This is a genomic window from Streptomyces sp. NPDC002602 (assembly GCF_042889445.1).
Lineage (GTDB): Bacteria > Actinomycetota > Actinomycetes > Streptomycetales > Streptomycetaceae > Streptomyces.
In genome coordinates this window covers 376,394-396,489 of record NZ_JBIAQX010000003.1, presented here as the reverse complement: position 1 = coordinate 396,489, position 20,096 = coordinate 376,394, and the positions used below count along the sequence as shown (strand labels likewise).

Sequence of the window (20,096 nt, the reverse complement as noted above, 5' to 3'; positions counted from 1 at the left end):
CCGGGGTCAAGTGGCCCTGGAGTACATCGGGTTCATCCCGATCCTGCTCTTCGTGGCACTGTGCGGCATCCAGTTGGGCTGGGTCGCCTACGTCCACCAGCAGGCGGAGACCGCCGCCCGCACCGCCGCACGCGTCGAGGCCCGCAAACCGGGCGCCGGATCGGCCGCGGGCGCGGCGGCGGTGAAGTCGAGCCTGGGCGCCCGGGTGGCCGTGTCCACGACCTCCGACGCCGTCACCGCGACGGCGACCATCACCATCAACTCCATCGTGCCCGGACTCGACATCGACCCCGCCACCGCCACCGCCACCATGCCCAACGACGACCCGAAGGTGACCGGACCATGAGCCTGCGTTCCCGGGTCAACACCCCCGACGACCGCCACAGCCACGGCGACGACGGCCGACTGGTCTCCTCGTACCGCGCCAAGCTGCTGGAGGAGATCGACCTCGCCGAGATGTCCGCGCTCGCGCCCACCGAGCGTCGGGCCCGCCTGGAACGCGTACTCGGTCACATCATCAGCCGCGAGGGCCCCGTCCTCTCCACCGTCGAACGCACCCAACTGATCCGCCGCGTCGTCGACGAAGCCCTCGGCCTCGGCGTCCTCGAACCGCTCCTCGAAGACCCCTCGATCTCCGAGATCATGGTCAACGGCCCCGACCAGATCTTCGTCGAACGCGCCGGCCGCGTGGAGCGACTGCCGCTGCGCTTCGCCTCGCACGAACAACTGATGCAGACCATCGAGCGCATCGTCTCCACCGTCAACCGGCGCGTGGACGAGGCCAATCCGATGGTCGACGCCCGCCTGCCCAGCGGGGAGCGCGTCAACGTCATCATCCCGCCGCTCTCCCTGACCGGCGCCACCCTCACCATCCGCCGCTTCCCCCGCGCGTTCACCCTGCACGAGATGATCAGCCTCGGTTCGCTGGACGAACAGATGCTCATGCTCCTGTCGGGCCTGATCCAGGCGAAGATGAACGTGATCGTCTCCGGCGCCACCGGTACCGGCAAGACCACCCTCCTCAACGCCCTCTCCGGCCTGATCCCCGAGGGCGAACGCATCATCACCATCGAGGACTCGGCCGAACTCCAACTCCAACAGGCCCACGTGATCCGCCTCGAATCCCGCCCCCCGAACGTCGAGGGCAGCGGCCGGATCACCATCCGCGACCTCGTACGCAACTCCCTGCGTATGCGCCCCGACCGCATCATCGTCGGCGAGGTCCGCGGCGGCGAGACCCTCGACATGCTCCAGGCCATGTCCACCGGCCACGACGGCTCCCTCGCCACCGTGCACGCCAACAGCTCCGAGGACGCCCTGATGCGCCTGCAGACCCTGGCGTCCATGTCGGAGGTGGAGATCCCCTTCGAGGCGCTCCAGGACCAGATCAACAGCGCCGTCAACGTCGTCGTCCAACTGACCCGCTTCGGCGACGGCTCGCGCCGCATCACGGAGATCTCCATCCTCGACTCACACGGCCGCGAGCCGTTCCGGATCACCACCGTGTGCCGGTTCGCGGCCCAGCCGATGGCAGCGGACGGCCGTGTCCACGGCCACTTCGAGTACTACCCGCTGCCCCGCCGGATCGCGGACCGCCTCTACATGAACAACCAGCCGATTCCGCAGGCCTTCGGGGTCGCCATGTCGGACGACCAGTTGGCCACCCGGACCGCACGGACCACTCGGACCACTCGGACGACCCTGTGAACACAACCGTCTCCCTCACCCTCGGCGCCACCCTGCTGGCCGGCCTCCTCGTCGTCTGGGGCGTACACGCCTACTCCGCCGGTCGCGCCCAACACGCCGCCCTGGTCGAACGCCTCGCCGCGAGCGGCGGCCCCGAGCCCCAGGGGCGCAGACGCCGCTTCCGGGAGATCGACCGCCGGCTGCGCCGCACCCGACTGGGCCGGCGCATCGAGGTCAAGCTGGCCACCACCGGCCTGGACCTCACCCCCGGCGAGTTCTTCGTCTACATGCTGCTGTCCGTGGCCGGGGTCTGGCTGGTCTTCGCGTCGTTCCTCGCCCCGTTCTTCGGCCCGGTGGCCGCACTCATCGCCCTCTGGTCCGCCAACGCCTTCCTCAACTGGCAGCGGGCCCGCCGCACGGAGCGGTTCATCAACCAGCTCCCCGAACTGGCCCGCATCCTCGCCAACGCCACCCAGGCCGGCCTGGCCCTGCGCACCGCCATCGGCATGGCCGCCGAGGAACTGGAGGCCCCGGCCGGAGAGGAACTCGCCCGAGTCGCCGACCGGCTCGCCATCGGGCACTCCATCGAGGAGTCCCTGGGCGAGCTGACCGAACGCCTGCCCTCGCGGGAACTGGTCGTCCTCGTCTCCACCCTGGTCCTGTCGGCCCGGGCCGGCGGCGCCATCGTGGGCAGCCTGCGCAACCTCACGGTGACGCTGGAGCAACGCAAGGAGACACGGCGGGAGATCCGCACCCAGTTGTCGCAGGTGACCGTGACCGCCTACCTGGTACCGGCCATCGGGCTGGGCTCCCTGCTGCTCGTGGACATGATGATGCCGGGCGCGCTGGACCGGATGACGGGGGCGTTCATCGGGCAGACGGCCGTCCTCGTCGCGCTGGGCCTCTTCGCCCTCGGCTTCGTACTCATCCGGCGCCTGTCGAAGATCGACGTGTGAGGGGCTCCGACCGATGACCGCACTCCTTCTCGCCCTGGCCCTCGGCCTGTCCGTCTTCGGCGCCCTGTACGGGCTGCGCCTCTACCGGGCCGACGTCAAACTCCCCAGCGACCTCGCCCTGGCCCTGGAGGTCGGCGCCACCCGCACCACCGCCGTCGGCTCGCTCGTCGACCGCCTCGGCATCCGCTGGGCCCCGCTCGTCCTGCGCCTGATGGGCCGGGACCGCGTCGCCCGCAAGCGCCGCCAGATCGACATGGCCGGCAACCCGGCCGGCCTGACCATCGACCGCTACGCGGCCCGCCGGGCCGTGTACGCCGTCCTGGGCGGGCTCGGCGCCTTCTCCCTGCTCATCAACGACCAGTTCGTACCCGCGCTGCTGATGGTCGCGTTCGGTCTGTTCTGGATCGAGGTCGGCCTGTGGTCGGCGATCCGCGTGCGACGCGACCACATCGAACGCACCCTGCCCGACTTCCTGGACGTCCTCGCCGTCGTGGTGAGCGCCGGACTCGGCTTCCGGCAGGCACTGGAACGGGTGGCGGGCAAGTACGAGGGCCCGTGGTCCGACGAGATCCGCATCACCCTCCAACAGATGGACATGGGCGTCAGCCGCCGCCAGGCCTTCGACGAACTCCGCCGACGCAACGACTCCGAACAGGTCGCCCAGTTCGTGACCGCCCTCCAGCAGGGCGAGGAACTCGGGTCCCCGATCGTCGAGACCCTGATCGCCATCGCCGAGGACATGCGCCGCACGGACGCCCAGAACGCCCGCCGCCGAGCCGCCCGCGCCGTCCCGAAGGCCACCTTCTCCGTCACCATGTTCATGCTGCCGGGCACACTGATCCTGCTCGTCTGCGGATTCGTGTACGGGGCGAACATCGACTTCGGCGCGCTGTTCGGGGGCGGCTGAGCCATGACGCCCACCCGCGTACTGATCGCCGACGACAACCCCGTCATCCGCGCCGGCCTGGCCGCCCTGCTCGCCGCCACCGAGGACCTCCGGGTCGTCGCCGAGGCCCGCGACGGCCGCGAGGCCCTGAGCCTGACCCGCCTCCACACCCCGGACGTCATCCTGCTGGACGTCCGCATGCCGGGCGTCGATGGCATCTCCGCCCTCCCGCACCTGGTCACCCTGGCCTCGGTCCTGATGCTGACGTACAACCGCGAACCGAGCACGGTACGAGAAGCCCTGCTCCTGGGCGCGGGAGGCTACCTGGTCCATGGCGAGTTCACGGCGGACGACCTGACCCGCGCGGTACGCGACGTCCGCGCGGGCCGCGCCCACCTGACCACCTCGGCGGCGACCGCCCTCCTCGAAGACCTGCGCACCTCTTCGCAACCGCAACGTTCTGTGGCATCCTCGACAGACCGCATGCACAACTCGGTTGCATACAGGCTGAGTTCTCGGGAGGTGGAGATCATGGAGCTGATCGCGTCCGGGATGAACAATCAGCAGATCGCGAGTGCGTGCTTCATCAGCGAGAAGACGGTCAAGAACCACATCAACCGCATCTTCGCGAAGCTCCACACGGCCACCCGCAGCGAAGCCATAGCCCGCTGGCTGGGAACCGCCCGCCCGGGGGTGGCCGGCCATGGGTAGACAGTCTGCGCAGTGGGTCCGTAATTGGGCCCCGGGACCCTTGGTTATCGCCGGTGACTCCCCGTACGGTCCGCAAATCGACAGCGGCACCGGCCCGGGAGGAACCCCTCATGTCACACAACACGCTGCTGAAGGCCACCGTGCAGACGTCCATCCGCCTGCGCGGATGGACGGACACGGCGATGACGAGCATGCGCAAGCGCTACACGACCACGGACCGAGGCCAGACGGCCTTCGAGTACCTGGGCATCATCCTGGTCGTGGTGGTCATCATCGGAGCGTTGGTAGGCACAGGAATCGGACAAGGCATCACGAACAAGATCAAGGATCAGATTGCCGCGATTACCGCAGGAAAGTGACTGGGCGAACGAATCTTGATGACCGGGGGCAGGCCTTCCCCGTCTATATCGTTGCGATAGTCGGCCTGCTCTTCGCGGCGCTGGCCTTCTTCGTGGTCGGGATGGCTGGTGCTACTCGAAGTGACGCGCAGGGGGCAGCTGATGCGGCGGCCCTCGCCGCCGCACGCGAGGCAAGGGACGGTACTTTCGACGGCACTGATCTTTCAGCCCTCAAGCAGGCCGACTGGGAAAAGATCCTCCGGGGGGATTGGCTCCTGCCGAAGAACGCATGCGCGAAGGCTGCGGATTTCGCCACGTCGAACGGTGCCTCCACGGTGGAGTGCGATCCTCATCTTCCAGAGTTCACCGTCAAGGTGATTACCAACGCTCCAGTGGGCGATTCGGTGGTTCCCGGCAGCAGCGAGATGCTCGGCACGGCAACAGCCACTGCGGTGATCGAGTCGCGTTGCTCGCTGCGTCCCGGATCCGTCCCGACGGTAGAGCCCAGTTCGAAGCCTTCACCTGGACCGGGCGATACGGATGCGGCTACAGAGACGACCTTCGAGTGCGACGGGCGGCAGCTGAAGCTGGATCCGTCGAAGCCAGGTTCGTTGACCCAGTTGGCGAGAGGTCTCTTCACGGTACGACTGGTCAACTGACAGAGAATGAGAGACGAGGAAGCGGCGTTGATGAGCATGCGGCACGCGGTAAAGGTTCGCGGGGGAGCGGCTGTAGCGGTGGCAGCGGTCTTGGCCTTTGCTCTGGCCGGATGTGGCGGGGACGATGGGAAGTCGGGTGAAGCGCAGAGTTCGTCCGTACCCAAGAAGCCGGGGGCGGCCACACCTGAACCGTCCCGTTCAGGCAAGTCGAGTTCCGCTCCGCTCGAGGTGATTGCCACAGCGTCCGGCGAGGACGGAGTCGTCCTTGAGATCAACGAGGCCAAGCGTGATGCCGGAGGCTTCCTCACGGTGAGTGGTCAGATCAAGAATTCCGGATCGAAAGACTTCACTCATACAACTGCCTGGCGTGGGAACGAGCTCACGGGAAGCGGTGAATCAGTTGCTGGTGCGACCCTCGTCGACAAAGCAGGGAAGAAGCGCTACTACGTGTTGCGCGACACGGAAGGACGCTGTCTCTGCACCACTGGCGTGAACTCGATCGGGGCAGGAAAAGCCCTTCCTATCTTCATGCAGTTCCCAGTACCCCCAGCCACCACCACCGAGGTGGACTTCAGTCTCCCCACCTTCGCCACGGCGACCGTCAAAATCTCCGGGTGACCCCATGACCACACGACACCGCGTCTCCGCGTCCACCGCCGTCGTCGGGCTCGTCATCGCCGGCGCGCATTTCCTCGGGGCCACCAGTGCCCACGCCGACGACGTCAAGCCGTCGGTGCCGCCCGGTACTGAGCCTTCGGCTTCGGCTCCCGTGGCCATCGACTCGAACGCTCCCGGGCTCAAGATTCCGCAAGGCGGGACCCTCGCGCCCGTCAAGGTGCTCGACATCGCCGAGGTGGTCGAGGACCTCGGGGGTGAGGAGCGGCGGCAGGAGACCAATCAGACCGTCATGATGGCGCTGCAGTCCGAGGTTCTGTTCCCCGAGAACAGTGCGGTGTTCAACGCGCAGGCGGCGGCGCGGATACAGGCCATCGCCAACGAGATCAACCAGCAGAAGGCGACCCGTGTTCGAGTCTTCGGTTTCACCGATGACCAGGGCAGTTACGAGCACGGCAAGGAGCTGTCCAAGCAGCGTGCCGATGCCGTGCAGGCGGAGTTGGGCAAGACCGTGACGAACCCCGGCGTCATCTTCGACGTCCGCGGTTACAGCGAGGACTACCCGATCGCCGACAACGGCACCGAGGAAGGCCGGAAGAAGAACCGGCGCGTGGAGATCACGTTCCCGCGCGGCAGCGGTCAGTAGGGAAACGACTGGTGGAGGGGTCGTCAGTCGGCGCTCGGACGTGGGGGGTTCGCGCACCGGATCGCCTCGCATGAGGGTGGCCGCCGCCTCGCGGGCCCGGTGGGCCGCCGGGGCGGTCCGCAAGCCAGTCGAAGACGCCGAGTACCGGGTCCGGTGCTTCGCTCACCGCCGTGCGCAGGCTTGCCGTCCAGCGTCGGTCGCGGGGTTTCCAGGTAGGCCGTGACCAGGGATTCCGGATATCCCCCGCCCTGAGTCCCAGCCCCCCCGCCTCAGGGCGGGCGGCTACTGCCCGTGCGCCCGCGTGATGAGGTCCGTGGCGACCTCCAGGGCCGCCTGGCGCGTCTCCTCCGGGTTGCCCTCGACGTGCTGGAGGAACATCATCCCGGCGTGCAGCGTGAACAGGGCGCTCACGCAGCGCACCTGGTCCGTCAAGGGCCCGTCGTCCGTCCGTAGCAGTTCGACCAGGGTGAAGAGGCGCTTCTTCACGGTCTCCCCGATGCTCAGCTCCCGCATGGTCGCCTGGTTTTCCTGCATGAACCGGTACAGCGAGGCCCCGGCGGCCATCGCCTCGCTGTAGCGCCGGAGCACTTCCCGCTTGGTCTCCAGCGTGCGCGGCTGCTCCTCCGCCCACGCGATCAGCTCGTCGATCGGACGCGTCACGTCCTCGAAGAGGCTGATGATGATGTCTTCCTTGGTCTTGAAGTGGTAGTAGAGCGCCGCCTTCGTGACGTCCAGCCGCTCCGCGATCTCGCGCAGCGAGGTCTTCTCGTACCCCTGCTCGGCGAAGAGTTCCACAGCCACGTCCTGGATGCGCTGACGCGTGTTGCCACGGCGCTGCTGCGGACTGCTGCTGGTCATGGCGCTCCCCAAATTACTTACTTGACGCCCGGCTAGTTACGGGTCTACCTTCCCCAGTGTAGTCAACTAGCCGGGCGGCAAGTAAGCCCCGGGGGTCAGGGGAGTGGACGAGATGGCGGAAATGACGAAGACGGCCGATGCCTCGGAGGAGGTGAAGCCGCGCAGCGTTCGCGTCGTGCTGATGGCGCTCATGATCGCGATGCTGCTGGCCATGCTCGACAACATGATCATCGGCACCGCGATGCCGACGATCGTCGGCGAACTCGGTGGCCTGGAGCACCTCTCCTGGGTCGTCACCGCGTACACCCTGGCCACGGCCGCCTCCACCCCCATCTGGGGCAAGATCGGCGACATGTACGGCCGGAAGGGCTCCTTCCTCACCTCGATCGTGATCTTCCTGATCGGTTCCGCGCTCAGCGGCATGGCCCAGGACATGGGGCAGTTGATCGGGTTCCGTGCGATCCAGGGCCTCGGCGCCGGCGGTCTGATGGTCGGCGTCATGGCGATCATCGGCGACCTGATCCCGCCCCGTGAGCGCGGCAAGTACCAGGGCATGATGGCCGGCGTGATGGCCCTCGCCATGATCGGCGGCCCGCTGGTCGGCGGCACCATCACCGACCACATGGGCTGGCGCTGGTCCTTCTACATCAACCTTCCCCTCGGCGCCGTCGCGCTCGCGATGGTCACCGCGGTCCTGCACCTCCCCAAGAAGAAGTCCCAGGGGAAGATCGACTACCTCGGCGCGGCCCTGTTGACCATCGCCATCACCTCGACCGTGCTCGTCACCACCTGGGGTGGCACCGAGTACGCCTGGGGTTCCGGTGAGGTCATCGGCCTGATCATCCTCGGCATCGTGTCCATCGCCGCGTTCCTCTACGTCGAGACCAAGGCCGCCGAGCCGGTCATGCCGCTGCACATCTTCCGCAGCCGCAACTTCACGCTCATGTCGGTGATCGGTTTCCTCGTCGGCTTCGCGATGTTCGGCGGCGTGCTCTACCTGCCGCTGTTCCAGCAGTCGGTGCAGGGCGCCTCCGCCACCAACTCCGGCCTGCTGCTCCTGCCGATGCTGCTCTCGATGATGGTCGTCTCGCTGATCGCGGGCCGCATCACCACCAGCAGCGGCAAGTACAAGATGTTCCCGATCGTCGGCGGCGGGCTCATGGTCGTCGGGCTCTTCCTGCTCGCGACCATGGACACCGGCACCACCCGCCTGATGTCCGGCGTCTACATGGCGGTCCTCGGCGCCGGCCTCGGCTTCCTGATGCAGATCACCATGCTCGTCGCGCAGAACAGCGTCGACATGAAGGACATGGGCGTCGCGTCCTCCTCCGCCACCCTGTTCCGCACCCTCGGCGGTTCCTTCGGTGTCGCCCTGATGGGCTCGCTGTTCACCTCGCAGGTGACCGACACCATGACCGAGCGACTGGGCCCCGAGGCCGCCGCGAAGGCGGGATCGGCCCAACTGGACGCCGCGAGCCTGGCCAAGCTGCCCGAGGCCATGCGCGATGCCTACCAGCACGCGGTCGCGGCCGGCACCCACTCCGCGTTCCTGCTCGGCGCGGCCATCGCCGTACTGGGCTTCGCGGCCGCCTGGTTCGTCAAGGAGGTCCCCCTCCGCGGCGCGGGACCCGCCCAGGCCGCCGGCGGCGGCGAGGGCGGCGAGGGCAAGACCGCGCAGGCTCCCCAGGAGTCCATCGCCCACTGAGCACCGCGCGCACCCCGCGCACCCCGCGCGACGTGTGCGCCCCGTGTGACGTGCGCGACAACGTGGGAATCGAACGAGCCCGGCACCGGCGGATGAACCCATCCTCCGGTGCCGGGCTCTTCCCGTGCCCCCGCCCACCCCTGCCGTGCCCGCGACCGCCGTGACGCCCGGGTCGGGAGTCGCTTCGCGCGAGGTCGAGTGAATCCCGTCCACGGGAGGGGAGATTGAGGCGTGAGGTGATGGGTAGCAGGTTGGGACGATTCGGCCCGGTTTCAATGGGGCCGAAAATACGGACGATCGGGGACGAATGTCCCATTACTTGGAATTTATGGGGGAATTCACTGGAACCCCTCCTCGTCACCCGGCGTCTGGAAGACGAGGGGGCACCACCGGCGGCGGTCGGAGGCGCCCACGAGGTGAAGGGGAGTGGACGGACTCATGGGGTTCTTGGCACGCACGCGCAAGCAGGTCGCACAGTCCCGGTTGACCGTCGTGGCGGCCGCCGTGGCCGTCGCGGCGACCGTATGGGGAGCGACGGCGATCGTCGGACCGGACCACCACATCGGACACGAGAACGCGGCCGGTCGGACGGACGACCCCGCGGGCTCGCCCGGGTCCCCGAACGTGCCCCGGCAGCGCATGCCGGAGGGGATAGCCCACGCCTCGGAGGGCGGCGGGGACACGGTCAACGTCACCATCGACGACGGCCCCGATCCCCGATGGACGCCGCGGATCCTCGCCGTCCTCGCGGAGCACGACGTGAAGGCGACCTTCTGCATGGTCGGCCCCCAGGCCGCGGCCCACCCTGACCTGGTCAAGCAGGTCGTCGCGGGCGGGCACCGGCTCTGCGACCACACCATGTCCCACGACACGGCGATGGACAAGAAGCCCGTCGCCTACCAGAAGGCGCAGATACTCGACGCGCAACGACAGATAGAGCAAGCCGCGGGCGGGGGCGCCAAGGTGGAGTACTACCGGGCCCCGGGCGGCGCGTTCACCCCCGACAGCCGGCGCATCGCCGCCGAGGCCGGCATGCGTCCGCTCGGTTGGAACGTGGACAGCAAGGACTTCAGCAAGCCGGGCGTCGCGGCGATCGTCAACACGGTCAAGGGCGAGTTGAAGAACGGTCCGACCGTGCTCTTCCACGACGGCGGTGGCAACCGCGCGCAGACCGTCGAGGCCCTCGACAAGGTCCTGTCCTGGCTCGAAGACCAGGGCCGCCCCACCGGCTTCCCGGTCCGCACGGCCCCCTGACACGCCGTCCGGCGGCGAACGGGTGAGGGTCACCCCGCCGGCCCCACCCCCGGTGTTCCCTGGTCGCACACGCAGCCGCTACGCACACGCAGCCGCTGCGCATACGCGCACACAGCCGCACACGCAGTCGTACCCGGCCCGCACGCAGCCGCGTACGAAACCCTGCGCACGAGGCCCCGCGTACGAAGCCCCGCGCGTACCGAATCCCGCGCACGACCCGCCGGAGGACCGAACCGTGATCGCACCCGAGCAACTCACCGACCCAGCCGTCCGCGCCTTCGTCACCGCCGTGAACGCGGGCGACCGGGCGGCGTTCGACGCCGCCCTCGCCCCCGGCGCGACCATGTCGGACGACGGGTCCGACCGGGACCTCGGCGAGTGGACGGAGAAGGAGGTCTTCTCCTCGGGCGGTCACATGGCCGTCGCCTCGCAATCCGGGGACGGTCGCGCCCTCGTCGTCGACTACCGAAACGACACCTGGGGCGAGATGCGCACCGCCTGGCGGTTCGACGTCACCGCCGACGGCCGCGTCAGCCGCTTCGAGACCGGCCAGGCCTGACCCGAGGCCGATCCTGACCCGCGCCTGACCCGCGCCTGACCCGCGCCTGACCCGAGGTCGGGCCTGACCCAGCCCGGGGGCGCCGGCCACCCCGCCCTCGCCCCCCGGGCGTCACCGACCGCGCGCCACCTTCACTGCCGCCGCCGGCAGGCGCCCGTTCTCGGGGGCCAGGCCACCCGGGAAGCCGGGGCGGCGGCGCGGGCGGCCGTGGGCGAGGCCCGTGACCGGGCCCGCGAAGCCGTTCGCCTCCCAGTGTCGTTCGCCGTTCCGTCCACCGTGACGCTCATCGAGTCCCGCGTACGTGCCGCGGGGACCGTCTCCCCGCGTACAGCCGCCCCAACTGGCGTTCATCGGTTCGCATTCCGGGCGAACCACGGAATCCGTCATCTTCGGGTTCATCCCCCTTTCCCGTACGGGTGAACGCGGGCCCCGCGTCGTTCCGGCCCGCCGGAAGCCCCCGTTGGGCCGGGCATGAAGCGCACCCGCACCGCCGCTCTCGCCCTCGCCGCCGCCGTGGCCGCCCTCGCCCCCGCCGTCGGCCAGTCCGCCGCCACCGCCGCGCAGGGCACCGCGTACCTCCAGGACCCGGGCGGCGAGGAGAAGGCGATGAAGTCGATGTGGACCAAGGACGACATGCACAAGGTGGAGGGGCAGTTCCGCTTCTACCCGACGGTCCAGTACAAGACGGTCACGAAGCCGGGTCCCGACGGCGCGCCGGAGTTCGAGCGGAAGGTCGCCGACCCGAAGACGCTGGCCTGGTTGCCCTCGTACGAGTTCGCGTGGGCGGTGTCCGACTCCAAGCTCGTCAAGCGTGCGGTGACCACGAAGGACGGCAGGCACCCGATCGTCGTGCACGCAGTGCTGCGCGACGCGCGGCGGGCCAAGGCGGGCGAGGTGCGGCAGGAACTGACGGACCAGCCGGCGACGGGCCGCACGAAGGTTCCCGGCGGGAAGCGGATCGCCTGCGACACCGGGACCTACACGGTGGAGTGGTCGGTCACCCGGACCGGATACGGGACGCTCACAGGCACGTTGAACTGGGATTCCGACTGCGGTCAGTACCGCACGGCGTTCTCGCAGGACAACGGCCGGCAGAAGTAGCCGAGACGGGCCCGACAGGCGGGTAGGCGGGCAGGCGGGGCAGGCCCGAAAGGCGGGGCAGAGGGCGCCGAGGGAACAGAGGGAACAGAGAAGGGCGGAGGCGGAGGGGGGAGGGGCCGGCCGCCCCGCGCACCTTGTGGGTGCTCGTCGGGCGGCAGGGCCGCGGCCTTGGATCAAGTGCCGTGACTGCCATGGTGCCGCACGGGGTGGGATGCGGCAGGGGGCGAAAGTCCCTTTTCCCAGGGGGCTTTCCGTTCGTACGTCTCGTCGGTCAGCTCTTCCGGCCGGCCTCGGTCGCCTTCGCGGCGATGCCCTCCAGGACGCCCTTGGGGTCGCCGGACGGTTCCACGGCGCGACCGATGTTGCGCTTGATGGTGTCGCTGACGGTCACCCAGGACGGGTCGTTGACCGGGTAGAGCTGGGCGCCGCGCAAGGCGGTCAGGAACTGCACGTCGTTCTGGTCGAGGCCACCGCCGGCCGGGGTGCGGGAGGCGGACACCGTCGAGGGCAGCAGGTGGTAGCGCCCGGCGAAGTCGGACAGGTTCTTGTCCTGGTAGACGAAGTCCAGGAACTTGCCGATCTCCTCGCGCTTGCCGTTCTGGTTGAACGCCATCATCCAGTCGGCGACACCGACCGTCGGCGGCGTCTCCCCGGGGCCGAGGGTGCCCGACACCGGCATCGGGACGGCACGGACGGAGATGCCCTTGGCGCGCGCCTCGTGGGCGAGCGAGGGATAGCCGTTGAGCATGCCGACCTCTCCGCGCAGGAAGGCGGCGAACGCGTCGGCGCGGTTGAGCCGCGACGGCGGGACCGGCCCCGTCAGACCCGGAGCAACCATGAACTCCTTGATCCACTTGAAGGTCTGGATGTTCTGGTCGGAGGCCAGATTGTAGTTCCCGCTGTTGTCGGAGTAGCCGCCTCCGTTGCTCAACTCCCAGATCAGCGCCTCGGCGTGCGCCTCCTCCGGGCCGAGCGGCATGGCGTAGGGGAACTTCACGCCCTTCTCCTTGAGCGCCTTGGCGGCCGTCTTCAGGTCGTTCCACGTCTTGGGTTCGCTCGTGACGCCGGCCTTGTCGAACAGCTCCTTGTTGTAGAAGAGCAGGCGGCTGCTCGCGACGAACGGCAGACCGTACAGGGTGCTGCCGACCGAACCGGCCTCCGCGAGCGGTTGCAGGAAGTTCGCCTCGGCGGTGACCGAGAGCAGCTCGTCCGCGGAATAGAGCTTCCCCTGCGCCGCGAAGTCCGAGTAGGAGCCCATCAGGGCCATGTCCGGGGCCTTGTCGTCCCGGACCATGCGCGTGACCTCGCTGTCGATGTCCGCCCACGGGAGGAGCTGGACCTCGACTTTGACGGCGGGGTTGGCCTTGGTGAAATCGGCCGTCATCTTGTCCCAGAAGGCCTTGGAACTGTTGCCCGGGCCGTCGCCGTATTCGGCGGCGACCAGCCGTAGTGTGCCGCCGTCACCGGAGTCCCCGTCGGAACTACCGCAGCCCGCAAGAGGGATGAGGAGTCCGAGCGCGGCCGCCCCGGTCGTCGCGGTGAACATTCTTCGTCGCACGGGTCGATTCCCCTGATTTTCTTTTGAGTCCCGTTGTTACTTATGAGTCACTCCGGGCCGGGGTGTCCGTCCGCGGCCCGTTGGCCGGAATTCTCTCCTGAGGGTGGGGTGGTTGATTCCCTTGGGGTGGCGGTTGTGGTCAATGCTCCAACCGGGGCTTTTTCCCATGGTGTTTTCCGATATGTGATCCACGATTCCCACGCGCGTAGACATGCCGAAAAGCCCGTTTCCGGCCATGGAACGGGCTGTAAGGGTGGTGGCTGGGCGTAGGGGCCGTCCGGCGGTCAGGCCGTCCGGTGTCACGCGGTCCGGCGCTCAGGCCGTCCGGCGGTCCGGTGTTCACGCCGTCAGGCGGTCATTCGGTCCAGCGGTCATTCGGTCCGGCGCTCCGGCCCTCCGGTGTTCACGCCGTCCGGCCGTCGCCCCTCGGAACGGTCAGTCGGCGAAATCGCCCGCGTAGGGGTCCGGCTCGCCCGTCTCCGGGTTGCGGCCCTCCTGCCAACGACGCTGGGCCTTGCGCCAGTGGACGAAGCTCAGGTGGCCGCCGTCCCAGAAGGTGATGCTGACGGGACTCACGTCGAACTCGTCCGAGCACAGCCGGAGCAGGAACTCGGCCATGCCGTACGGATACACCGCGAAGGACTCGGCGGTGTGCCGCCCGACCACCAGGACCGGCCAGCGGTCGGGGTCGGGGTCGGTCGTCAGCCAGCACAGGATGTCCGACCCGCCCGTGACCCCCCACGCGATGATCGACTCCGGGTCCACGTCGAAGACGGCTCGGCCGCCCTCGGTCTTCCAGACCTGGCGGGCGTTGGCGGTCTCCTCGGCCATCTCGGCCGGATCCCACTGGAGTCCGGGTTTGGGAAGGGGCAACAGGATGCCGGCCTCGCCGTTGATGGACCCGGAGCCGAAGCGCCCCATGAACGCGATGAAATCGGCCGGGAACCTCGTTCCCCAGGCCGCCTCGGCGGCCCGCCAGTCGATGTCCTCGTCGGCGCCGTGCGTCGCCGGCATGATCTGCTCCAGCGCCTTGATCCGCGCGTTCTCCGTCATGCCGCTCCCCTGACACCCCAGCCCAACCGCCCCAACCTACCCCCGAGGCGGTTCACCGCCTAGCGAGAGGTGAGACGGACGTCAGGTTCCGGCTCCGTCCGGTCGCGGTTCCACCTCGACGCGGGTTCCGACCCGCAGGCCCCAGCCGGCCATCGCGCCCGCCTCGGCCTCCAGGACGTGCCGGGAGCGCGGGCGGGGCAGCCCCAGTCGGCCGGGGACCATCGTGGTCAGGGCGATCACGTCGAGGTTCCGGTCGAGGTACGCGACGTCGATCGCGAACCGCATCCGGAACGTGTGCACGCTGCCCGCCGGGGTCAACAACAGCGCCCCCGCGATCCCGTCGCGCCCGAGCAGGCCGCGGGTGCGGGCCCGGTAGGAGGCGGCGATCTCCAGCGGCACCGAAACCGGCACCGACGCGGGCACCGACACCGACGCGGGCGCCGACACCGGCACCGACACCGACACCGGCGCCGGCGTCCCGTTCGCCCCGCCGACGCGCAGGACGGCTCCGCCGTCACGCCAACGCCCCATGTGCACCCGCCCTTTCCCGTCCGCCCCGTCCGACCCGTCCGGGTGGCCAGGGTAGGGGCAATGGGCCCCCGGGCCCATGCCCCCGCGGGGGCATGGGCCTACGGTCGTCGGATGGGCCTGGTCGTGATCATCCTCGCCGCCGCGTACGGAGCGGGCGCGGGTCTGCTGCTGCCGCGCGCGGCGTACCGGCTGTCCGTGGAGCCGGGGGAGCCCTGGCGCGACTCCTGCCCCGACGGGCACCCACTGCCGGGCTGGGTGGGCCGCGCCCGCTGCCGCCTCCCCGGAACGCCGGCCGTGTCCCCGTCGGCGCCCGCGCCCGGGCACCCCGGCGCCCGACCGGGCGCCCCGACGCCCGTGCCCGCCCCCGCGGACCCCGACGCCCCGACCGCCCCCGCGGACCCCGACGCCCCGACCGCCGGCGAGGGGTCCGGCCCGCCGCCCCACCGCTACGGGGTCCACCCCGCGGGGGTCGTGTGCCTGGTCGCCGGGGTCTGCGCCCTGCTCGCGTGGGCCGTCGGGGCGCGGCCCGAGGCGGTGGCGTTCGTGGGGCTCGCGCCCGGGTTCGTCCTGCTCGGCCTGGTCGACGTCGCCGTGCACCGGCTGCCGGACCCGCTGACCCTGCCGCTCGCCGCGGCGGCGGTCGTGCTGCTGGGGTGCGCCGGGCTCCTGCCGGGCGCGGCCGGGTCCTGGCGGGCGGCGCTGCTCGGCGGGGCCGCGCTCGCGGGCTCGTATTTGGTGCTGTTCCTGATCCACCCGGCCGGAATGGGCTTCGGGGACGTCAAGCTGGCGCTGTCCCTCGGGGTCGCTCTTGGGTGGTACGGCTGGGGGGTATGGGCGGCGGGGGCGTTCCTGGGCTTCCTCTACGGAGCCGTGTACGGCCTGGGCCTGCTGCTGTGCGGCCGTGCGGGACGCCGGACGGCCTTTCCGTTCGGCCCCTTCATGGCGGCCGGCGCGCTCACCGGATTGCTGCTGGGCGGATTCGGAGCGTAATCGTTTTGCGTCAATGCACGCATCACGCTTTACGAAGGGTTATGGTGGAACCCCCCCCTCGGGCCGGTCCGTATCCCCCCCACGGACCGGCCCGTTTTTTGTTTTCCCGCACCGGTTCCTGACGGTGCGGCATCAGCGCAGGTCAGCCGCGCTGGGCCCAGATGTTGGCGCCGGGGGTGGAGACGGCGAAGGAGTCGATCTCCTTCAACTCCTGCTCCGTGAGCGGGGCACCGGCCAGCGCGGCCACGTTCTCCTCCAACTGCCTCACGCTCGACGCGCCGATCAGGGCCGACGTCATGCGCTCGTCGCGCAGCACCCAGTTCAGCGCCAACTGCGCCAACGACTGCCCGCGCCGCCCCGCGATCTCGTTCAGCCCCTTGAGTCGACGCAGGACGTCGTCCGAGAGCAGGTCCGGGTTGAGGGACTTGCCCTGGCTGGCCCGCGAGCCCTCCGGGATGCCCTTCAGGTACTTGCCCGTCAGGAGGCCCTGGGCGAGCGGGGCGAAGGAGATGCAGCCCATGCCGGCCTCCTCCAGGGTGTCCAGCAGCCCGTCCTCCTCCGTCCAGCGGTTGATCATGGAGTACGAGGGCTGGTGGATGAGCGGGCGCACGCCCATGTCGCGCAGGATCCGTGCGGCCTCGGCCGTCTGCTCGGCCGTGTACGAGGACACGCCCACGTAGAGGGCCTTGCCCTGCGAGACCGCGGACGCCAGGGCGCCCATGGTCTCCTCCAGCGGGGTCTCCGGGTCGAAGCGGTGCGAGTAGAAGATGTCGACGTAATCGACGCCCATCCGCTTCAGCGAGGCGTCCAGCGAGCCGAGCAGGTACTTGCGGCTGCCCCACTCGCCGTACGGGCCGGCGTGCATCAGGTAGCCGGCCTTGGTGGAGAGCACCAGCTCCTCGCGGTGGGACGCGAAGTCCTGCGCGAAGATCTTGCCAAAGTTGAGCTCGGCGGATCCGGGCGGCGGTCCGTAGTTGTTGGCCAGGTCGAAATGGGTGACACCGAGGTCGAAGGCCCGACGAAGGATCGCCCGCTGGGGAGCCAGGGACGTGTCGTCACCGAAGTTGTGCCAGAGGCCGAGGGAGATGGCGGGGAGCTTGAGGCCGCTGTGGCCGGTGCGCCGGTACTCCATGGAGTCGTAGCGCGAGGGCTCTGCCCGATAGGGATTGGTATCAGTCACGTTGTCCTCCCTATCACGGACTTGTGATCGACCGAGTTGGGTACCCCTTCCCACATCCCAGTAATGTGGCGGACTCGGGGGACCGCAATTCGCACGGGGGCATTGCATTCGGAGGGGCTGGAAGATCGTGAAGCTGCGCGACCTGGTGTACAGGCTCTACGCACGCCGGGTGGAAGGCCGCCTCGACCATGACGAGGCGCCCAAGCACATCGGCGTCATCCTGGACGGGAACCGGCGCTGGGCGAAGGCGTCCGGAGGGACCACGGAGCAGGGCCACCAGGCCGGGGCCGACAAGATCTCCGAGATGCTGGGCTGGTGCACCGAGACGGACGTCGAGGTCGTCACCCTGTGGATGCTCTCCACGGACAACCTGGACCGCCCCGAGGTCGAGCTGCGCCCGCTGCTCAACATCATCGAGAACACCGTGCGGGGCCTCGCCGCGGACGGCCGCTGGCGCGTCCACCACGTCGGCAACCTCGACATCCTCCCCGAGCGGACCCAGTCCGTGCTGAAGGAGGCCGAGCAGGCCACCCACGACGTCGACGGGATACTGGTCAACGTCGCGGTCGGCTACGGCGGCCGGCAGGAGATCGCCGACGCGGTCCGCTCGCTGCTGCTGGAGCACGCCGAGAAGGGCACCTCCTTCGAGGAGCTCGCCGAGGTCCTCGACATCGACCACATCGCGGAGCACCTCTACACCCGGGGTCAGCCCGACCCGGACCTGGTCATCCGCACCAGCGGCGAACAGCGGCTGTCCGGGTTCATGCTCTGGCAGAGCGCGCATTCGGAGTACTACTTCTGCGAGGTTTTCTGGCCGGCCTTCCGCAAGGTCGACTTCCTCCGGGCACTGCGCGACTACGCCGCGCGCCACCGGCGGTACGGGAGCTGATCCCCGGACGGCGGGCTCCTCGACGGGAGTTCGCCGTGACCGCGGCCCCTTCCGGTCCGGCACGTCCCCGCGCGCCCCGTCGCCCTCCTCTCAAGCCTTCACCAGGGGTTCACCGAGCGTCCGTCATATGCCATGGCATGGCCTTGCCCGTTCGAGGGCATAACCCTGGCAGGTCGACGTCCGATCCACGGGTGTCGAGTCTCAGCGGACGGCATGGGGTCGTCCGCCCGGGAGGCCCTTTGCACCAGGACGCACGTGCGGTTCGCACGGACGGAGTGGAGGGCCGGTATTCGGCCCGCGCATGGGTGCCGATGACCGGTCCGGTCTTCATGGCCCGACCTCTTCCGAGGGGGTACGTCCTTCCGTGGTGACCAGCACAAAGCGCCGCCTGCCCGACAGGCGGACCTACGTCCTCGACACCAGCGTCCTGCTGGCAGACCCCAACGCGATCTCCCGCTTCGACGAGCACGAGGTCGTGCTCCCGATCGTGGTGATCACCGAGCTGGAGGCAAAGAGGCACCATCCCGAACTCGGCTACTTCGCGCGCCAGGCCCTCCGCCTGCTCGACGACTTCCGGGTCCGGTACGGACGTCTCGACGCACCCATCCCGCTGGGCGATCTGGGCGGCACCCTGCGTGTCGAGCTCAACCACTCCGACCCGGGGGTCCTGCCCGCCGGCTTCAGGCTGGGGGACAACGACTCGCGGATCCTCGCCGTCGCCCGCAATCTCCAGGCCGAGGGCTACGACGTCACGGTGGTCTCGAAGGATCTCCCGCTGCGCATCAAGGCCTCCTCCGTGGGGCTGCTCGCCGAGGAGTACCGGGCGGAGCTCGCCATCACCGACGCCGGCTGGACCGGCATGAGCGAGCTGGCCCTCTCCGGCGAACAGGTGGACCTGCTCTTCTCGGAGGAGCGGCTCTACGTGCCGGAGGTCGCCGAGCTGCCCGTCCACACCGGACTGGTCCTCCAGTCCGAACGGGGCAAGGCACTGGGCCGGGTCACGGCCGACGGCAACGTGAAGCTCGTACGCGGCGACCGCGAGGCCTTCGGGCTGCACGGCCGCAGCGCCGAGCAGCGCATCGCCCTCGACCTGCTCCTCGACCCGGAGATCGGCATCCTGTCGATGGGCGGCCGGGCCGGCACCGGAAAGTCGGCGCTCGCGCTGTGCGCGGGCCTGGAGGCGGTGCTGGAGCGGAGGCAGCATCAGAAGGTGATGGTCTTCCGGCCGCTGTACGCGGTGGGCGGCCAGGACCTCGGCTATCTGCCCGGGGACGCCTCCGAGAAGATGAGCCCGTGGGCGCAGGCGGTGTTCGACACGCTCTCGGCGGTCGCCGGACGCGAGGTCATCGAGGAGGTGCTGAACCGCGGGATGCTCGAAGTCCTGCCGCTCACCCACATCCGCGGTCGCTCGCTGCACGACGCCTTCGTGATCGTGGACGAGGCGCAGTCGCTGGAACGCAACGTGCTGCTGACGGTGCTGTCCCGGATCGGCGCCAACTCGCGGGTCGTGCTGACCCACGACGTGGCCCAGCGGGACAACCTGCGGGTGGGCCGGTACGACGGAGTGGTCGCCGTCGTTGAGAAGCTGAAGGGCCATCCGCTCTTCGCGCACATCACGCTGACTCGTTCCGAGCGTTCGCCGATCGCCGCGCTCGTCACGGAGATGCTGGAGACCCTGTAACCGCAAAGGGGACAGAACCCCCATAGTGGGAAGTAGAGTTGGCGCCGCCCGGCAAAGGCCCAGAAGCCTAGCCGGGCGGCGCTGTGCTGCACAGGCCTTCGTCGAAAACAGCGGCCTCTCCGCAGGTGTGACCTTTCCCACGCAACGTGGAATTGCCCTGCGGCGTCGAGGTCCGGCAGAGTCTGATTTCCGTCAGGCCCCACATACGGCACACCTGTATCTCTCGTGAGATACGCGCAG

Annotated in this window: 21 protein-coding genes; 16 read left to right on the top strand and 5 right to left on the bottom strand. The window is 69.3% G+C overall.

The window, feature by feature from the left end:
- Positions 1-10: 10 nt before the first annotated feature.
- The 9 genes from ACFYW3_RS11110 (at position 11) to ACFYW3_RS11070 (ending at position 6,497) form a co-directional block, all read left to right on the top strand.
- Positions 11-346, top strand: coding sequence for a TadE/TadG family type IV pilus assembly protein (locus tag ACFYW3_RS11110; RefSeq protein WP_351753714.1), 336 nt, complete (start codon positions 11-13; stop codon positions 344-346).
- Positions 343-1,707, top strand: coding sequence for a CpaF family protein (locus ACFYW3_RS11105; RefSeq protein WP_351753716.1), 1,365 nt, complete (start codon positions 343-345; stop codon positions 1,705-1,707). The genes ACFYW3_RS11110 and ACFYW3_RS11105 overlap by 4 nt, the downstream gene beginning before the upstream one ends.
- Positions 1,704-2,642: a type II secretion system F family protein gene (locus tag ACFYW3_RS11100; RefSeq protein WP_351753719.1), complete on the top strand. Its 939-nt coding sequence runs from the start codon at positions 1,704-1,706 to the stop codon at positions 2,640-2,642. The genes ACFYW3_RS11105 and ACFYW3_RS11100 overlap by 4 nt, the downstream gene beginning before the upstream one ends.
- A gap of 13 nt (positions 2,643-2,655) precedes the next feature.
- On the top strand, positions 2,656-3,549 hold the full coding sequence (locus tag ACFYW3_RS11095; protein WP_351753721.1) for a DUF5936 domain-containing protein: 894 nt from the start codon (positions 2,656-2,658) through the stop codon (positions 3,547-3,549).
- A gap of 3 nt (positions 3,550-3,552) precedes the next feature.
- Complete coding sequence (locus ACFYW3_RS11090; protein WP_351753724.1) at positions 3,553-4,239, top strand: response regulator transcription factor; 687 nt, start codon at positions 3,553-3,555, stop codon at positions 4,237-4,239.
- Between the two features lie 110 nt (positions 4,240-4,349).
- Positions 4,350-4,598, top strand: coding sequence for a hypothetical protein (locus ACFYW3_RS11085; RefSeq protein ID WP_351753727.1), 249 nt, complete (start codon positions 4,350-4,352; stop codon positions 4,596-4,598).
- Complete coding sequence (locus tag ACFYW3_RS11080) at positions 4,595-5,236, top strand: pilus assembly protein TadG-related protein (RefSeq protein ID WP_389386117.1); 642 nt, start codon at positions 4,595-4,597, stop codon at positions 5,234-5,236. Before ACFYW3_RS11085 ends, ACFYW3_RS11080 begins: the two co-directional genes overlap by 4 nt.
- Positions 5,237-5,266: 30 nt before the next feature.
- Positions 5,267-5,854 carry a hypothetical protein gene (locus ACFYW3_RS11075; RefSeq protein WP_389386260.1) on the top strand — a complete coding sequence of 196 codons (588 nt, stop codon included), beginning with the start codon at positions 5,267-5,269 and terminating at the stop codon, positions 5,852-5,854.
- Positions 5,855-5,858: 4 nt separating this feature from the next.
- Positions 5,859-6,497 (top strand): OmpA family protein, encoded by a 639-nt coding sequence (locus ACFYW3_RS11070; RefSeq protein ID WP_389386116.1) that lies wholly within the window; start codon positions 5,859-5,861, stop codon positions 6,495-6,497.
- 282 nt (positions 6,498-6,779) lie between these two features.
- Here ACFYW3_RS11070 and ACFYW3_RS11065 read toward each other — a convergent pair whose 3' ends face one another.
- The gene (locus tag ACFYW3_RS11065) at positions 6,780-7,355 is read right to left on the bottom strand and encodes a helix-turn-helix domain-containing protein (RefSeq protein WP_351753735.1); all 576 of its coding nucleotides are present in this window, start codon (positions 7,353-7,355) and stop codon (positions 6,780-6,782) included.
- A 112-nt stretch (positions 7,356-7,467) separates the two neighbouring features.
- On the opposite strand from ACFYW3_RS11065, the gene ACFYW3_RS11060 reads away from it, so the two are divergent.
- From ACFYW3_RS11060 to ACFYW3_RS11045, 4 genes are all read left to right on the top strand, one after another.
- A complete protein-coding gene (locus tag ACFYW3_RS11060) occupies positions 7,468-9,060 on the top strand; it encodes an MDR family MFS transporter (protein ID WP_389386115.1) in 1,593 nt (530 codons plus the stop codon).
- Positions 9,061-9,507: 447 nt separating this feature from the next.
- Positions 9,508-10,314 (top strand): polysaccharide deacetylase family protein, encoded by an 807-nt coding sequence (locus ACFYW3_RS11055; protein ID WP_389386259.1) that lies wholly within the window; start codon positions 9,508-9,510, stop codon positions 10,312-10,314.
- Positions 10,315-10,549: 235 nt separating this feature from the next.
- Positions 10,550-10,873 carry a nuclear transport factor 2 family protein gene (locus tag ACFYW3_RS11050; RefSeq protein WP_351753738.1) on the top strand — a complete coding sequence of 108 codons (324 nt, stop codon included), beginning with the start codon at positions 10,550-10,552 and terminating at the stop codon, positions 10,871-10,873.
- A gap of 471 nt (positions 10,874-11,344) precedes the next feature.
- On the top strand, positions 11,345-11,974 hold the full coding sequence (locus tag ACFYW3_RS11045; protein ID WP_389386114.1) for a hypothetical protein: 630 nt from the start codon (positions 11,345-11,347) through the stop codon (positions 11,972-11,974).
- 271 nt (positions 11,975-12,245) lie between these two features.
- Here the strand turns inward: ACFYW3_RS11045 and ACFYW3_RS11040 are convergent, their stop codons facing one another.
- The 3 genes from ACFYW3_RS11040 to ACFYW3_RS11030 all read right to left on the bottom strand — a co-directional run bounded on the left by ACFYW3_RS11040 (position 12,246) and on the right by ACFYW3_RS11030 (position 15,116).
- On the bottom strand, positions 12,246-13,520 hold the full coding sequence (locus ACFYW3_RS11040) for an extracellular solute-binding protein (RefSeq protein WP_389386258.1): 1,275 nt from the start codon (positions 13,518-13,520) through the stop codon (positions 12,246-12,248).
- A gap of 447 nt (positions 13,521-13,967) precedes the next feature.
- Positions 13,968-14,585: an SMI1/KNR4 family protein gene (locus ACFYW3_RS11035; RefSeq protein WP_267799591.1), complete on the bottom strand. Its 618-nt coding sequence runs from the start codon at positions 14,583-14,585 to the stop codon at positions 13,968-13,970.
- Between the two features lie 81 nt (positions 14,586-14,666).
- A complete protein-coding gene (locus ACFYW3_RS11030) occupies positions 14,667-15,116 on the bottom strand; it encodes a DUF192 domain-containing protein (protein WP_389386113.1) in 450 nt (149 codons plus the stop codon).
- Between the two features lie 111 nt (positions 15,117-15,227).
- On the opposite strand from ACFYW3_RS11030, the gene ACFYW3_RS11025 reads away from it, so the two are divergent.
- Positions 15,228-16,106, top strand: a complete 879-nt coding sequence (locus ACFYW3_RS11025) for a prepilin peptidase (protein ID WP_389386112.1) — start codon at positions 15,228-15,230, stop codon at positions 16,104-16,106.
- Positions 16,107-16,248: 142 nt separating this feature from the next.
- Here the strand turns inward: ACFYW3_RS11025 and mgrA are convergent, their stop codons facing one another.
- Positions 16,249-17,286 carry an L-glyceraldehyde 3-phosphate reductase gene (gene mgrA, locus ACFYW3_RS11020; protein WP_351753753.1) on the bottom strand — a complete coding sequence of 346 codons (1,038 nt, stop codon included), beginning with the start codon at positions 17,284-17,286 and terminating at the stop codon, positions 16,249-16,251.
- 127 nt (positions 17,287-17,413) lie between these two features.
- On the opposite strand from mgrA, the gene ACFYW3_RS11015 reads away from it, so the two are divergent.
- Positions 17,414-18,175: an isoprenyl transferase gene (locus ACFYW3_RS11015; RefSeq protein ID WP_351753756.1), complete on the top strand. Its 762-nt coding sequence runs from the start codon at positions 17,414-17,416 to the stop codon at positions 18,173-18,175.
- 364 nt (positions 18,176-18,539) lie between these two features.
- Entirely contained in the window at positions 18,540-19,856 is a 1,317-nt protein-coding gene (locus tag ACFYW3_RS11010; RefSeq protein WP_329442760.1) for a PhoH family protein, read from the top strand.
- Positions 19,857-20,096 lie beyond the last annotated feature (240 nt).